General features: G+C 61.1%; 14 protein-coding genes and 1 pseudogene. 10 read left to right on the top strand and 5 right to left on the bottom strand.

All coding sequences use genetic code 11. The annotated features are described in order from the left end of the window. Positions 1-57 precede the first annotated feature (57 nt). Positions 58-963: a LysR family transcriptional regulator gene (locus tag FQ182_RS23550; protein WP_149414111.1), complete on the top strand. Its 906-nt coding sequence runs from the start codon at positions 58-60 to the stop codon at positions 961-963. A gap of 99 nt (positions 964-1,062) precedes the next feature. Next, entirely contained in the window at positions 1,063-1,239 is a 177-nt protein-coding gene (locus FQ182_RS29875; protein WP_178114512.1) for a hypothetical protein, read from the top strand. Here FQ182_RS29875 and FQ182_RS23545 read toward each other — a convergent pair. Then, positions 1,232-2,122 (bottom strand): helix-turn-helix domain-containing protein, encoded by an 891-nt coding sequence (locus tag FQ182_RS23545; RefSeq protein WP_149414112.1) that lies wholly within the window; start codon positions 2,120-2,122, stop codon positions 1,232-1,234. The two genes, FQ182_RS29875 and FQ182_RS23545, sit on opposite strands and share 8 nt — an antisense overlap. 189 nt (positions 2,123-2,311) lie before the next feature. Here FQ182_RS23545 and pobA point away from each other — a divergent pair, with 189 nt between their 5' ends. Both pobA and FQ182_RS23535 read left to right on the top strand, forming a co-directional pair. Further along, entirely contained in the window at positions 2,312-3,496 is a 1,185-nt protein-coding gene (gene pobA / locus FQ182_RS23540) for a 4-hydroxybenzoate 3-monooxygenase (protein ID WP_178114517.1), read from the top strand. 72 nt (positions 3,497-3,568) lie between these two features. Then, the gene (locus tag FQ182_RS23535; RefSeq protein WP_371923910.1) at positions 3,569-5,101 is read left to right on the top strand and encodes an MDR family MFS transporter; all 1,533 of its coding nucleotides are present in this window, start codon (positions 3,569-3,571) and stop codon (positions 5,099-5,101) included. Positions 5,102-5,105: 4 nt separating this feature from the next. Here the strand turns inward: FQ182_RS23535 and FQ182_RS23530 are convergent, their stop codons facing one another. The 3 genes and pseudogenes from FQ182_RS23530 to FQ182_RS23520 all read right to left on the bottom strand — a co-directional run. Then, positions 5,106-5,945: a cache domain-containing protein gene (locus FQ182_RS23530; protein ID WP_149414115.1), complete on the bottom strand. Its 840-nt coding sequence runs from the start codon at positions 5,943-5,945 to the stop codon at positions 5,106-5,108. A gap of 127 nt (positions 5,946-6,072) precedes the next feature. Beyond that, positions 6,073-6,543, bottom strand: coding sequence for a cyanase (gene cynS, locus FQ182_RS23525; protein ID WP_149414116.1), 471 nt, complete (start codon positions 6,541-6,543; stop codon positions 6,073-6,075). Positions 6,544-6,572: 29 nt separating this feature from the next. Beyond that, positions 6,573-6,989, bottom strand: a pseudogene (locus FQ182_RS23520) (carbonic anhydrase); the annotation flags it as partial. Between FQ182_RS23520 and cynR the strand changes: the two are divergent. Beyond that, entirely contained in the window at positions 6,939-7,820 is an 882-nt protein-coding gene (cynR, locus tag FQ182_RS23515) for a transcriptional regulator CynR (RefSeq protein ID WP_149414117.1), read from the top strand. The pseudogene FQ182_RS23520 and the gene cynR overlap by 51 nt on opposite strands. Here cynR and FQ182_RS23510 read toward each other — a convergent pair. Continuing rightward, positions 7,795-8,574 (bottom strand): transporter substrate-binding domain-containing protein, encoded by a 780-nt coding sequence (locus FQ182_RS23510; protein WP_149414118.1) that lies wholly within the window; start codon positions 8,572-8,574, stop codon positions 7,795-7,797. The genes cynR and FQ182_RS23510 overlap by 26 nt on opposite strands. A gap of 426 nt (positions 8,575-9,000) precedes the next feature. Here FQ182_RS23510 and FQ182_RS23505 point away from each other — a divergent pair, with 426 nt between their 5' ends. From FQ182_RS23505 to FQ182_RS23485, 5 genes are all read left to right on the top strand, one after another. Beyond that, on the top strand, positions 9,001-10,383 hold the full coding sequence (locus tag FQ182_RS23505; protein ID WP_149414119.1) for a glutamine synthetase family protein: 1,383 nt from the start codon (positions 9,001-9,003) through the stop codon (positions 10,381-10,383). 107 nt (positions 10,384-10,490) lie between these two features. Next, positions 10,491-11,165, top strand: coding sequence for a class I SAM-dependent methyltransferase (locus tag FQ182_RS23500; RefSeq protein WP_149414120.1), 675 nt, complete (start codon positions 10,491-10,493; stop codon positions 11,163-11,165). Between the two features lie 122 nt (positions 11,166-11,287). Beyond that, positions 11,288-12,421, top strand: coding sequence for a ribonuclease D (gene rnd / locus FQ182_RS23495; protein ID WP_149414121.1), 1,134 nt, complete (start codon positions 11,288-11,290; stop codon positions 12,419-12,421). Beyond that, positions 12,418-12,711 carry a YcgL domain-containing protein gene (locus FQ182_RS23490; RefSeq protein WP_149414122.1) on the top strand — a complete coding sequence of 98 codons (294 nt, stop codon included), beginning with the start codon at positions 12,418-12,420 and terminating at the stop codon, positions 12,709-12,711. The genes rnd and FQ182_RS23490 overlap by 4 nt, the downstream gene beginning before the upstream one ends. Before the next feature lie 122 nt (positions 12,712-12,833). Continuing rightward, the gene (locus FQ182_RS23485) at positions 12,834-13,766 is read left to right on the top strand and encodes a D-2-hydroxyacid dehydrogenase (protein ID WP_149414123.1); all 933 of its coding nucleotides are present in this window, start codon (positions 12,834-12,836) and stop codon (positions 13,764-13,766) included. Positions 13,767-14,471 lie beyond the last annotated feature (705 nt).

The raw sequence follows: 14,471 nt of genomic DNA, 5'->3' as shown, positions 1-14,471 counted from the left end.
GAACACTACAAAAAATGCGATGCTGGGACATAGTTTGTTTCTAAAATCGGGCAAATCATGGATCGTCTTCAAGCAATGCGGGTGTTTGTCGCGGTGGTCGACCTGGGCAGCCAATCGGCCGCTGCCGATCATCTGGATCTGTCGCGTCCGGTGGTGTCGCGCTACCTGGCGGAGCTGGAGGACTGGGTCGGCGCGCGCCTGATGCACCGCACCACGCGCAAACTCAGCCTGACCGCCGCCGGCAGCGAAACCTTGCCTCGCTGCCGACAGATGCTGGAGCTGTGCAGCGACATGCAGGCCGCCGTCAGCGAGCCAGATGACGCGCCCCGTGGCCAGTTGCGGCTGAGTGTCAGCACTTCGTTCGGCCAGGCGCAATTGGCGGACGCCATGGCTGAATACGTCAAGCGCTACCCGCTGGTCAGTGTCGACCTGCAGATGCTCGACCGCACGGTGAACCTGGTGGATGAACGTATCGACCTGGCGATCCGCACCAGCAACGACCTGGACCCCAGCTTGATCGCCCGCAAGCTGACGGTATGTCGTTCGGTGATCTGCGCATCGCCCGCTTATCTGCTGGAACATGCCCAGCCACAACGGGTGGAAGACCTGGCGCGGCACAACTGCCTGACCCATTCCTACTTCGGCAAAAGTCTCTGGCACTTCGAGGAAGACGACGAGCCCGTCTCGGTGCAGGTGCAAGGCAATATCACCGCCAACGAGGCCAGCACTTTGCTAAAGGTGACACTCGCCGGAGCGGGAGTGGCGATGTTGCCCAGCTACCAGGCCGGCGATTACATCCGCAGTGGCGAACTGATCCGCCTGTTGCCTGACGCCGAGCCGCGGCAGATGAACATGTACGCGGTGTATGCCTCACGCAAACACATGCCGTCGGCGCTGCGCAGCCTGCTGGATTTCCTGGTGCTCAGGTTTGCGCAAGAGCCGGCGTGGGATGTCGGTCTTTAAGCGTCATAAAGGTGCTGAATACCGGCCGATACTGGCAACTCGTCTTGGCTGGCCTATGCTTAATACAGCACCTTCTTGATCTGCTCAGAGGTCAATGCCATGACGATCAAAACAAGAAAGTACCTGATGATTTTCACCCTGTGCGCCGGCGCTACACTGCTCTACGGCACTGCCGCGTATCGCGCCGAACAGACCCGCATGCAGCCGAGCATGGCTGCCAGTTGCAACCATGATCAATGCATTCCGTATACAGCGACGTTGAGTGCCCTCAGATAGTTGCCTGGGAATCGACCTTCAACTGCTCCCGAAACGCCTTGGGCGAAAACCCGACACGTCGGCGAAACAGCCGTGAGAAATTGGTCGGGTCGGAAAAGCCCAACACTTCCGACATTTCATTGATGGTCATGCTGGTGTAGGTCAGCAGGCGCTTGGCCTCCAGCAATTGGCGGTCATGCATGATCTGCAGTGCCGGTTGGCCCCCCAGTTCCCGGCAAGTGCCGTTGAGGTGCGACACCGAGATCCCCAGCTTGTGCGCCAGGTCCTCGATCTTCGGGTGTTCGCGGTAGTGCTGCTCCACCAGCTGGGTGAAGCGGCGAAAGTACTCGCGCCCCCGTGGCGCCCGTGGATGGCGGTGCCGGATGGCCTGACGGCTGACCCACACCAGCAGCACGCTGACCAGGGCGTGCATCATCATGTCCCGCGCCGGGAAGTCGTCGTTGTATTCGTCCTGCAGGCGGGCGAAGAGACTGTTGAGATAGTCATTATCCCTACCCGCCGGATAATTGCCCAAGGCGCTCAAGCCGTCTACCGTCGAGCCCAGTTGCCCCTGCAAATGCGCCACCAGCGGCGCCGCCAGCGTCACCACATAACCTTCGATGTCCTCGGAAAAACGAAAACCATGCACGCACAGCGGTGGCAGCACCTGCAGCGTCGACTCGGTCAGCGTACTGCGCTGGCCTTCGATCTCCAGTTGCGCCTGGCCCTTGTGCACATACAGCAACTGACACAGGTCCGCGTGCCGGTGGGGCTGGATCTCCCACTGGTACTCACGGCTGCGCCGGGAGATGGTTTCACAGTGCAACAAATCCGGCGTCGGCCACTGCTGGCTTTCTCCGTAGAGTTTGAACACCGGAATCACGGGGCTGGCAGTTTTGGTCATGTTTTAAATCCGATACTCAGGGTGGTGGTGCGGTAATCGCCCCGATTGGCAAAAAGCGCAGGGTTTGGCGCAGTTTTCACCTTCTCATGCCGGCCACTCAAGTGAAAAATGCCAGCAGCAGAACCAAAGACAACTCTTTCACCGAATACGTTCGCGTGAAGTTTGCGGGCCATAAAAATAATGAAAACGCTGAAAACCCAAGTCGCCATTATCGGCGCAGGTCCCTCCGGGCTGTTGCTCGGCCAGTTGCTGCACAACGCAGGCATTGAGACCCTTATTCTAGAGCGCCAGACGCCCGGCTATGTGCAAGGTCGTATCCGTGCCGGGGTGCTGGAGCAAGGCATGGTCGATCTATTGCGTCAGGCTGGCGTCAGCCAACGCATGGACGCTGAAGGCCTGGTCCATGACGGTTTTGAGTTGGCGCTGAACGGCCAGTTGAAACATATCGACCTCAAGGCCCTGACCGGCGGCAAGACGGTGATGATCTACGGCCAGACCGAAGTCACCCGCGACCTGATGGCCGCACGTAAAGCCGCAGGCGCCATCACGCTGTATGAAGCCAGTAATGTGCAGCCGCACGCTTTGAAAAGCGAACAGCCCTGGCTGACCTTTGACTATGAGGGCGAAACGTTTCGCCTGGACTGCGACTACATTGCCGGCTGCGATGGATTCCATGGGGTGGCACGCCAGACGATCCCGGCCGACGCCCTGAAGATTTTCGAGCGGGTCTACCCGTTTGGCTGGCTGGGCATTCTCGCCGATACCCCGCCGATTCATGATGAACTGGTGTACGCCAAACACGAGCGTGGCTTCGCCCTGTGCAGCATGCGCTCGGCCACCCGCAGCCGCTATTACCTGCAAGTACCCGCAGAGGAGCCGATTGAAGACTGGTCCGATCAGCGCTTTTGGGATGAGTTGAAAACCCGTCTGCCCCAGGACCTGGCTGCGCAGTTGGTGACCGGGCCGTCCATCGAAAAGAGCATCGCGCCGCTGCGCAGTTTCGTGGTCGAACCGATGCAGTACGGCCGCCTGTTCCTGTTGGGGGACGCCGCTCACATCGTGCCGCCCACCGGCGCCAAGGGCTTGAACCTGGCGGCCAGCGATGTCAGCACCTTGTTCAATATTCTGCTCAAGGTTTACCGCGAGGGCAGGGTGGACCTGCTGGAGAAATACTCGGCCATCTGCTTGCGGCGGATCTGGAAGGCCGAACGGTTTTCCTGGTGGATGACCTCGATGCTGCACCACTTCCCGGAGGCGGACGGATTCAGCCAGCGCATCGCCCAAAGTGAACTGGAGTACTTTGTTGACTCCGAAGCGGGACGCAAAACCATCGCAGAAAATTACGTCGGACTTCCTTGTGAGGCTATCGAATAGCGACCTATCGAGTACACTGACGAGCATTCCCGCGGGCCCTTTTCCTCGTGGGCCTTGCCTGCAGGCTCTGCCGTGACCAACCTCAATCAGTGCGCTCAATCCGCTCAACCCAAGCCAGTCATTGCCATCCGCAGTGTCCTGGTCGCCCTGATGCTGGCGATTTTTCTTGGGGCCCTGGACCAGACCATCGTCGCCGTGTCGATGCCGGCCATTTCCGCGCAGTTCAACGACGTTAACCTGCTGGCCTGGGTGATCTCCGGCTATATGGTGGCGATGACGGTGGCGGTGCCCATCTACGGCAAGCTCGGCGACCTGTATGGGCGGCGGCCAATGATGTTGATTGGCATGGGCCTGTTCACCATAGCTTCGCTGTTTTGTGGCATGGCGCAAAGCATGGAGCAACTGGTGCTGGCGCGCATCCTTCAGGGCATCGGCGCGGGCGGGATGATTTCGGTGAGCCAGGCGATCATTGGCGACATTATCCCGCCCCGTGAGCGCGGCCGTTATCAGGGGTATTTCAGCAGCATGTACGCGGTGGCCAGTGTGGCCGGGCCGGTGCTGGGCGGTTATATGACCGAGTACCTGTCCTGGCGCTGGGTGTTCCTGATCAACCTGCCCCTGGGCGCTGGCGCCTGGTGGGTGGCCCATCGCACCCTGGTGGGGCTGCCGGTGCCGCAGCGCAAGCCGATCATCGATTACTTCGGCACTGTGCTGATGATCGTTGGCCTCACGGCGTTGCTGCTGGGTATCACCCAAATCGGCCAGGGCTATCACTGGCGCGATGATGAAGTCCTGGGCCTGCTGGTTTGCGCGCTGGTGGCATTGACGGTGTTTGTCTGGCACGAGCGCCGGGCGCGGGAGCCGCTGCTGCCCATGCACCTGTTCGCCAACCGCAGCGCGGTGTTGTGCTGGTGCACGATTTTCTTCACCAGCTTCCAGGCGATCTCGCTGATCGTGCTGATGCCCCTGCGCTACCAGACGGTCACCGGCGCCGGTGCCGACAGCGCCGCGTTGCACCTGCTGCCGCTGGCTATAGGGCTGCCGATGGGCGCCTATTTTGCCGGGCGGATGACCTCGGTGACTGGCCGCTATAAACCGATGATCCTTGGCGGTGCGCTGCTGGCGCCCATTGCGATCCTCGGCATGGCCTTCAGCGCGCCCCAGGCGCTGGTGTTGAGCAGCCTGTTCATGTTGCTCAGTGGGATCGCCTCCGGCATGCAGTTCCCTACGTCCTTAGTGGGCACGCAAAACTCGGTGGAGCAACAGGACATCGGCGTCGCCACCAGCACCACTAACCTGTTTCGCTCACTGGGCGGCGCAGTGGGGGTGGCGTGCATGTCGGCGTTGCTGCTGGCGCTGTTGCAGGACTCCAGTTTCGCCCACTTGGCCAGCGGTGCGCTGATGGCTGAAGGCAGCTCCGGGAATGTGTTGCTCGACGGCCTCAACGCCGCACCTGGCCCGGCGCAGGATGCCCTGCGCGGGGAGTTGTTGAAGACATTCCGGCATTTGCTGATGGTCAGCGCGGCGGTATCGCTGCTGGGGTTGGCGGCGGCAATTGCCATGCCCGATCGCTTGTTGCGCGGGCGGGAAGACAAGGCCAGCTAGGCCCTCAAGGGCTGTAGTAACCCACAGCCACCAGGAAATGCCCGGTCTTGCGCAGGTAGGCATGCTTGTTCTCAATCTTGCCAGTCACTGGGTTTTTCCAGCGGTACTGGTATTCACCTTGGCCCTGTTCGGCCATCAACTTGAGGATCGGCTCGCCCACCGGCTTGCCGTCCGGGTCCTTGATCTTGGCAAAGTCGGTGTTGATCAAGCGCAGGTTGGTGCCGTGGGCTACGTAGCGCCCGGTGTTGAGGTCAACCACAAACACATACAGGTCATCCTGCAGAAACCCGCCCTGAAGTGAGTTGATGGCTTTTAGTGTGCCCTGTTCATCCTTGTCCAGGTCCCTCACCGCCTTGTCCCGCAGTGCCTTGGCTTGCTCGGGCGACGCCCGTGGCAGGTAATAACCTACTGCCAGGATGCGCTGGCCGATGCGCTGGTAGAACACATGTTTGCGTTCGACCTTGCCGTCGTTCCAGTTCTGCCAACGGTAGTCGGCTTGCTGGATGCCATTGCCTTCGGGCACCTTCAGCGCTTTCTTGAAGGACTCACGCAGGTCTGGCCCCAGCACTTCGGAGACATCGCGGCCGATCAGCGCGGACGACGGGCCGCCACTGGCCAGCAGCACGCCCTTGGTGTCGACCACGAACACATAACGGTCCTTATCGATAAACTCGCCCTGCCGACTGAATGCTGCGAACGCTTTGTCTCCATTGTCGTGGTAGTACGCCAGGGCTTTTTCCAGCAGGGCCTTGGCCGCTTGGGCGTCCTGCTCCTGGGTGGTCGCGGCGTGGACCTGGCTGAAACACAACAGTAGCAGCCAAGTAATGCTCAATACTCCCTTCATTGCCCATCCCTCGTTCTTGTTGGTGCTGCAAGCTTAGACGGCTGCAGCCAATGCAGGAACATTCACAGGGCACACGCAAACATGCAAGAGCCGGCAAGCGGACTCCTGCGCAGAACAGGTCATGGGGTCAGAACGGCTTGGTCGGCAAGTACTTGCCATCCAGCGTAATCACTGCACGGGAACCACCGTCCGGATCGTCGACCTTCTTGATGTCCAGCTTGAAGTTGATGGCGCTGATGATGCCGTCGCCAAACTGCTCGTGAACCAGGGCCTTGAGGGTCGAGCCATAAACCTGAAGCATTTCATAAAAGCGGTACACCGCCGGGTCGCTGGGAATGCCACCGGGGATGCTGCCACGCAAGGGTACGCTTTGCAGCAGGCGGCTGGCGTCCTGGTCCAGGCCGAGTTTTTCGCAAACTACGTCAGCGGCGTCCTTGGGCAGCGGGTGCTGGCCGAGCAGGGCGGCAGTGACGAAGGCCAGGCTCAGGCCGGTACCTTCGGTAAGGTCCTGCCAGGACAGGTTTTTGCGGGCCTTGATATCGATGATGGTGTCGGCCAGGGCCAGGCGTGGAGCTTGAGCAAATTGGGATTGCAGCATGATGATTTCCTCGTGGGTGAAAACAGGGTTCAGGCACCGTGCTGCGCAGTGGTTGAGACTGCGCGGGTCTGCGGGTGGTCGATCAGGGAAATAAAGCGGTTGGTAGCGCCATCCAGGGCGGCGATGCTGCCGCTTTCGATGTCATAGACCCAGCCGTGCAGGTTCAGTCGGCCCTGCTCCAGCGCCAGGGCCACCGAAGGGTGAGTCTTGAGATTGGCCAGTTGTGCGACCACGTTTTCCCGTACCAGTGAATCCAGCCGCGCCGCGTCCGTGGCATGGGTACGGGAGGCATTGATGACCTTGGCCGACTCGGCGTGACGCAACCAATTGGCCACGGCGGGCAGGTGGTCCAGGCATTTGCAGGTAGAAGTGGCGGTCATCGCGCCGCAGTCGGAATGACCGCAAATGACAATGTCGCTCACGCCCAGCACGGCCACTGCAACTTCACCCGAGCCGCCGAAGCCTTGCATGTGTCGCAGCCGACCTTGTCCCAGCAGATCAAACAACTGGAAGACACCTTGGGCGCGCCACTGCTGGACCGCGCAGGTCGCAGCGTGCGGCTGACCGATGCCGGGGAGGCTTACGTGCGCTTTGCCAGGCTGGCGTTGCAGGATTTGCAGGCGGGTACGCGGGCGATGCATGACGTGCAGGACTTGAGCCGAAGCAGCTTGCGCCTGGCAATGACTCCGACCTTTACCGCTTACCTGACGGGCCCACTGCTGGCGCGGTTTAACAGCCTGTATCCAGCGATTACCTTGACGATCGAGGAGATGACTCAGGACCGTATCGAGGCGGCATTGGCGCAGGATTTGTTGGACATCGGCATCGGGTTTACCGGCGAGCATTTACCGGATATCGAGTGCCAGGGGCTGTTTGTCGAAGAGTTGAGCCTCGTGGCCAGTGCCGCCCATCCGACCTTGAGCCGAAAACAGTGGCTCAAGCTTGCTGACTTCAAACAGCAGCCGCTGGTGATGCTGAACTCAGACTTCGCCACCCGCCGTTACATTGACGACTATTGCCGAGGGCTGGACGTAAAACCGCAGATCACCATGGAAGCCAATTCCATCAGCGCCATCATCGAAATTGTACGCAGCACTCAACTGGCGACCATTCTGCCCAGTGCGGTTACCCGTGCTCAGGCGGGCTTGCACGCCGTTCAGATTCGCCCGCCCTTGCCCCAGCGCACGGCCGCCTTGCTCAGCCGCAAGGGCGCCTACCGCAGCGCCGCGTGCATGGCCTTCGTTGAGTTGATCAAGGCGCCGCCAGCCATTGGTTGACGATGCCTTCGTAGATGCCAGTGACGGTGCTCAGGTGCAGCCACTGGTCTACGTAGCTCTTCCAGGCCACATCGTCGCGAGGCAGTAAAAAGGCTTTCTCGCTGTATTGCATATAGCGTTCGGGGTTGACGGCACACAGTCCCGGCTTGAGCTTTTGCTGGAACCGCGCCTCGCTGGCGTCAGTGATCATCACGTCGGCCTTGTTGGCCAGCAGTTCTTCGAAAATCGTTACGTTGTCCGGGAACAGCGTCAGTTGCGCCTTGCCCAGATGGGCGCGGGCGAAGACTTCGTTGGTGCCGCCCGCCGGCTCGATCACCCGCACCTGCGCCTGGTTGATCTGCTCGACGGTCTGGTAACGCTGCACATCGGCGCAGCGCACCAGCGGGATCTTGCCGTCGACCCCCAGTGGCTGGCTGAAAAAGGCTTTTTTCTGCCGCTCCAGGGACACGGAAATACCGCCGACGGCGATGTCGCAGCGCTGGGCCAGGAAGTCCGGCATCAGGGTTTTCCAGGTGGTCGGCACCCACTTGATCTGCACGTTGAGGCTCTTGGCCAGTGACTGCGCCATGGCGATGTCGATGCCTTCGTAGCTGCCGTCCTGGCGCAAATAGGTGTAGGGCTTGTAGTCACCGGTGGTGCAGACGGTCAGTTGGCCGCGCTGGATAACCTCGTCCAGGCGCGATGACGGTTGGGTGTCGGCCAAGGCAGGTGTCGCCAGGCTCGCCATGATGCACAGTGCTGGAAGGGCTTTCATGCAGTCGAGTCCTTGGGGGCATGATCAGGGGCGGCTATTATTTCCACCTGCCGGGGCGACTGGCAAGGCGTCCTGAATGTTTAGTAACGCCGCAACTAAACTCCGTCAAGACTGAATTTAACCACCTGACCTGCCATGTGACGCTGCTGGGTATCTCTTTACTGTGATCCTCATATGGATGGTTCGCCCGACACTCACCCCGAGACTTCGCCTGGCACAACAGTGTCAAGTTGCTCGGCCCGTCGGGGAATCACCGCCGATGCACTCCCTTCTGAACTGGCCTTCTGGGCGCTATGGCACTGCCGCCATGCGCGCCCACCGGATATTTCTCCCCTGCGTTGATTGCTCCCATGGATGCCGCGAGACAGTGCGCATCTGACCGGCAGCGCCTGTGCGCTTGCCTGACGCTAACCTATGAGAAATCCCATGAGTGTTGCCCCCACCGCCTTTGCCTCCCTGCACGAAGCCCAATCCTTCCTGGAATTGAACCCGGATATCGAGATGTTCGAACTGTTCATCCTCGACAACAACGGCGTACCGCGTGGCAAGTTGCTGCACCGCGATGAGTTGCTGGCGGTCTACCAAAGCGGTCGCCCACTGCCCAGCACCATCCTCGGCCTGACCATCAATGGCGACGATGTGGAAAACTCCGGGCTGGTCTGGGAAGTGGGGGATATCGATTGCCGCGCCTACCCGGTCAGCGGCAGTTTGCAGCGCATGCCATGGCGGTTGATTCCGACGGCGGCGGTGCAGGTCAGCATGCACCCCGAGGAAGGCATGCCGGCCACCGTGGCTGATCCGCGGCACTTGCTGGCCAAGGTCATCGATGGGCTCAAGGCTGACGGTTACTACCCGGTGATGGCGGCGGAGCTGGAGTTCTACTTGCTCGACCAGAAGCCCGACAGCAACGGTCGCCCGCAACCGGCGCGGGATGTCGACGGCGGCCGTCCGCGCTCGACCCAGGTTTACGGTTTGCGTGAGCTGGAGCAGATCGAACCGTTTCTTGCTGACTTGTACAGTGCCTGCAAACTGCAGGGGATTCCTGCGCGCACGGCGATTTCCGAATATGCGCCGGGGCAGGTGGAAATTACCCTGGAGCACCGCAGCGATGCCTTGCAGGCCATGGACGAGGCTGTGCGCTACAAGCGCCTGGTCAAGGGTGTGGCTCACAAACACGCGATGACGGCTTGCTTCATGGCCAAACCCTTCGATGATCTGGCAGGTACCGGCATGCACATGCACGTCAGCCTGGCGGACGCGCAGGGCAACAATCTGTTCGCCAGCGAAGCGCCCGATGGCACGCCGCTGCTGCGCCAGGCGGTAGGCGGCATGCTCAGCACCTTGCTCGATTCATTACTGATGTTCTGCCCCAACGCCAACTCCTACCGGCGTTTCCAGACCAACAGCTACGCCCCGCTGGCGGCGACCTGGGGCGTCGACAACCGCACCGTAAGCCTGCGGGTGCCCGGCGGCCCGGCGTTTTCCCGGCATATCGAACACCGGATCTGCGGCGCCGACGCCAACCCGTACCTGGCGGCAGCGGCCATCCTGGCTGGCATTCATCGCGGTATCCGCGAGCAGCGCGATCCCGGCGTTCCGGTAGAAGGCAACGGCTATGCCCAGGCCAAGGAGTTGCTGCCCACTGACTGGCTGACCACCTTGCGCGCCCTTGAAGGTTCAGCCTGGGCTCGGGAAGCCTTTGGCAGCGAGTTTCTGGGCGTGTACCTGGCCGTCAAACGTGCCGAATATCGACAGTTTATGGGCGAGGTGGGCGAGCAGGACTGGCGCTGGTACCTGCATCAAGCCTGATCGAGTCAGTGATGGGCGGTGAATCCTTCGACCTTTTTTTCACGAGGCGCTGGTTAAGCTGTGAATCCAAGGTCGTTTGACACCGATTCATCCACAAGAGCCCGCTGATGTCGTCGCACACCCCTTCGTCCATCGAGACTGAATTCGCCGAGCGCTGCGGCCGTGAGCATGCCCAGGTCTGTGGAGACACGCGCCCACCGGGTCTGCTGCGGCGTTTGTGGTTGTGGCGTGATGAGCGCCTGGTGCGCCAGGCTTTGAAAGTGGCGGGGGAGCCGGGCCTGGTGCTGGACCTGGCCTGCGGCTCGGGGCGTTTCTGGCCGGTGTTGGCCGAACACGGCAACCGGGTGATCCTCGCGTCGGACAACTCCCAGGCCATGCTCGACCACGCCCAGACCCACCATGGTGCGGTACTTCTGCGGCGGGTGAAGACCTTCCAGGGCTCGGCGTTCAATATCGGTCTGTCGGCCAACGCCGTGGACTGCATTTTTTGCCTGGAGTTGTTTCGTCATGTGCCCGGTGCCGAGGCCAGGCTGGCGCTGTTGCGCGAATTTCACCGGGTCAGTCGCGACACGGTGATCGTCTCGGTCAACAGCGATAGCCGCCACCGTGCAGCGCAGGGGCCATCACCAGGGCTATCGCAGGAGGTCGGGCTACCGCCGGTCATCCATCGGGCCGAGGTGGAAGCCGAGTTCAAACAGGCCGGTTTCAAGATCCTCAACCAGCAAGAGTTCATGCCCGGCTCAGCCCTGTGGCGGGTTTACGTGCTGCGTAAAAGAGGATAACCCTTAGCTGTCGGACTATTCTTCGGCACCTGTCAGAGTTTTCATGACGGCGGGTACACTGCGAATGCTCGCAAATCCCTTTAGCGATATATACTGCGCGCCATTCTTCAAGGGAGAGCCGTGTGGCCATCGATATTCACTGGATCTGCGACAACGATAGCCTCGGCCAGCATTGCGCCGAATGGCAGCAGTTGCCATTCGTCGCCCTCGACACCGAATTCATGCGGGTCGACACTTTTTATCCCATCGCCGGGCTGATCCAGATTGGTGATGGCGTACGCGCTTATCTGATCGACCCCCTGACCATCGATAACTGGCAACCCTTGGCCTCCTTGCTGGAAAACCCTGCGGTGATCAAGGTGGTGCATGCCTGCAGCGAAGACCTGGAAGTGCTGCTGCGTTTGACCGGCAGCCTGCCGGCGCCATTGTTCGACACCCAACTGGCAGCCGCCTACCTGAACCTGGGCTTTTCCATGGGTTACTCGCGTCTGGTGCAAGCCGTGCTCGATATCGACCTGCCCAAGGGCGAGACCCGCTCCGACTGGCTGCAGCGGCCACTGTCCGAGACACAAATCAGCTACGCCGCCGAAGACGCCGTGCACCTGGCGCAGGTCTACATACGCCTGCGCCCACGGCTGTCTGACGAGAGGTACGCCTGGGTTGTGGACGATGGCGCCGAACTGGTCGCCAACCTGCGCCGTGAAGTCGACCCGTTCGAGGTGTACCGCGACGCCAAGCTGGCCTGGAAACTTTCCCGCGCCCAGCTCGTTGTGTTGCGTGAACTGTGCGCCTGGCGTGAGCAGCAAGCCCGCGCCCGTGACCTGCCGCGTAACCGCATCATTCGCGAACACTCGTTATGGCCCCTGGCCAAATCCCAGCCGGATAACCTCAGCGCCTTGGGTAAAATCGAAGACATGCACCCGCGCACCGTGCGCCATGACGGCGAGTTTTTGCTGGACCTGATCAAGTGCGCCGGTAGCGTATCCATGGACCAATGGCCACCGGCCGTTGCCGAGCCGTTGCCGGTTGACGCCGCTGTGTTGATCAAGCAACTGCGCGCCCTCGGCCAGACGTTCGCCGAACGCCTGGACATGGCGCCGGAACTGATGCTGCGCAAGAAAACCCTCGAAGCGCTGGTCAAGAGTGGCTACCCCGAGGGCCCTTACCAATTGCCTGACTCGCTGCGTGGCTGGCGCCGCGAGCTGATGGGCCAGGCGCTGCTGGACAGCCTGGCCACTGCCGGAGAACAGCCTTGAAACGTATTTGCTCCATCTATCGCAGCCTCAAACGCAACGAAATGTACCTCTATGTGCTGAAAAGCGATGCCCTGGAGCGTGTCCCGGAAAGCCTGCTGGCGGCGTTCGGCAAGCCCCATCACGCCTTTGACCTGGTGTTGAGCCCCGAGCGCAAGCTGTCTCGCGAGGACATCGTCGCGGTTCTGGAAAACCTCGACAAGCAGGGCTATCACCTGCAAATGCCGCCGGCCGAGGACGAGTACATCGAACACTTGCCCGAAGAGCTGCTGCGCCGCAATGACCCGCTGTGATGGGTAAGTGCCCTGTATGGGGCACGTTCATAAATGAAATCGAATTATCTGGCAGTGGCCCCGAGGAATGCAGCGAACTGCGCCTGTGGCCCCGCCTGCACTGTTTTTGAAAGGTTTGAACCATGCGCGTTCTGATTGCTGAACACGATCACCCGCTGTACGCCCGACTGTTGCGCGAAGCGGCGCCGGACCTGGAAGTGATGACCAGCGGCGACTCGGCCGAACTGTCGAGCCTGGCCGCCGATTGCCCGGTATGGCTCGGCCAGCCGGACCTGCTGGCGACCCTGCTGCGCCAGGGCAATCATCCTGCATGGCTGCAATCGACCTGGGCCGGCGTCACGCCGCTGCTGGCCGAAGGCTTGCCACGGGACTATCGCTTGACCCGCGCCGTAGGGATTTTTGGCCAGGTGATGGCCGAGTACGTGCTGACTTACATGTTGGGTCACGAGCGCGAAGTGCTGGCACGGCTGGTTAGCCAGGTCGAGCGCAAATGGGACAACCGCATGGGCCAGAGCCTGGCTGGGCGCAAGGTGCTGATTGTCGGCACCGGCGATATCGGCCGCAGCGTGGCGCAGTTTCTCTTGCCGTTTGGCGTGGAGCTGTATGGCATCGCCAGCGAAGCACGGGAGCAGGCGCCGTTTATCGAAGTGGCCGGGCTGGATCAACTAAACCGGCTGGTGGGGGAGGTGGACTACGTGGTCAACCTGCTGCCTAACACCGCGAACACCCACGACCTGTACGACGCGGCGCTGTTCAAGCAGTTCAAGCCTACCGGGGTATTTATCAACGTCGGCCGTGGTGTTGCCGTGGTGGATGCCGATCTGGTGGAAGCCCTGAAAGAAGGGCATTTGGCTGGTGCGGTGATCGACGTTTGCCGTCAAGAGCCGTTGCCCCAGCGCCATCCGTTCTGGACCGCCTGGGGCTTGTTGTTGACCGGCCATAGCTCGGCGCCGACTTCGCCGAAGATGATGGTGGAGTTGTTTGTCGAGAACCTGCGCAAGTATCAGGCTCAAGAAGTGTTGCGTGGGGAAGTGAGTTTCGAGCGCGGTTACTAAACACACCACATGGACCCCTGTGGGAGCCGGGCTTGCCTGCGATGGCTACACATCTCTTGAGGTTGCTGATGGCTGGGGGCAGGCCCCAGGGGGCGATGAGTACATATCCGTTGCTGCGGTAACGGCTGCTGGCGGTTTCGCTCTTACAGCGACTCACTTTCGAAAAGCGCGAAAGTAAGCAAAGCGCTCCTGCCCTACCTATCGGCGCCTCGCCTAGGCTCGGCGTGCCCTCACTCCGGCATTGCTCCGTGGGTCGCCGCGATGGGCCATCCCTGGCCCAGCGCGGCTAAACCGGCATCCTTGCCGGTTTACCCACTGCGCAACACCTGCGTTCGGCCTCTGGTTTTATGGGCAGGCAGATCAAGAGCCATTCGTTTTTCTGTAGGAGCGAGGGGGACGCCTAGTTCTTGCTCGCGAAGAACCTGAGGGCACCGCGGTGATTCAGGAAGCCAGCGTCATCGTTAACGACCATCGCGAGCAAACTCGCTCCTACAGTAGTGGGCAGTAGATCCGCTCTTGCTTTTCACCACTCAGGTCGGCTACCAGGCCGCCGTGCTTTTGCTTTTGATTTTGATCTAAGGCGCCCCGTTAACCACGATGGCTGAACGCAGGTATTGATCCGTGGGTAAACCGGCAGGACGCCGGTTTAGCCGCGCTGGGCCAAGGATGGCCCATCGCGGCGGCCCACGGAGCAATGCCGGAGTG

The sequence above is a fragment of the Pseudomonas sp. ANT_H4 genome (genome assembly GCF_008369295.1).
Taxonomy (GTDB): Bacteria; Pseudomonadota; Gammaproteobacteria; order Pseudomonadales; family Pseudomonadaceae; genus Aquipseudomonas.
This window is presented reverse-complemented; position numbering and strand designations above follow the sequence as displayed.

Bases quoted from the DNA above. Each gene is read 5' to 3' on its own strand.
- FQ182_RS23485 (WP_149414123.1), top strand. From the start codon at position 12,834: ATGCGCGTTCTGATTGCTGAACACGATCACCCGCTGTACGCCCGACTG.
- cynR (WP_149414117.1), top strand. From the start codon at position 6,939: ATGACCGCAAATGACAATGTCGCTCACGCCCAGCACGGCCACTGCAAC.
- FQ182_RS23510 (WP_149414118.1), bottom strand. From the start codon at position 8,574: ATGAAAGCCCTTCCAGCACTGTGCATCATGGCGAGCCTGGCGACACCT.
- FQ182_RS23545 (WP_149414112.1), bottom strand. From the start codon at position 2,122: ATGACCAAAACTGCCAGCCCCGTGATTCCGGTGTTCAAACTCTACGGA.
- cynS (WP_149414116.1), bottom strand. From the start codon at position 6,543: ATGCTGCAATCCCAATTTGCTCAAGCTCCACGCCTGGCCCTGGCCGAC.
- FQ182_RS23500 (WP_149414120.1), top strand. From the start codon at position 10,491: ATGTCGTCGCACACCCCTTCGTCCATCGAGACTGAATTCGCCGAGCGC.
- FQ182_RS29875 (WP_178114512.1), top strand. From the start codon at position 1,063: ATGACGATCAAAACAAGAAAGTACCTGATGATTTTCACCCTGTGCGCC.
- FQ182_RS23530 (WP_149414115.1), bottom strand. From the start codon at position 5,945: ATGAAGGGAGTATTGAGCATTACTTGGCTGCTACTGTTGTGTTTCAGC.
- FQ182_RS23505 (WP_149414119.1), top strand. From the start codon at position 9,001: ATGAGTGTTGCCCCCACCGCCTTTGCCTCCCTGCACGAAGCCCAATCC.
- FQ182_RS23550 (WP_149414111.1), top strand. From the start codon at position 58: ATGGATCGTCTTCAAGCAATGCGGGTGTTTGTCGCGGTGGTCGACCTG.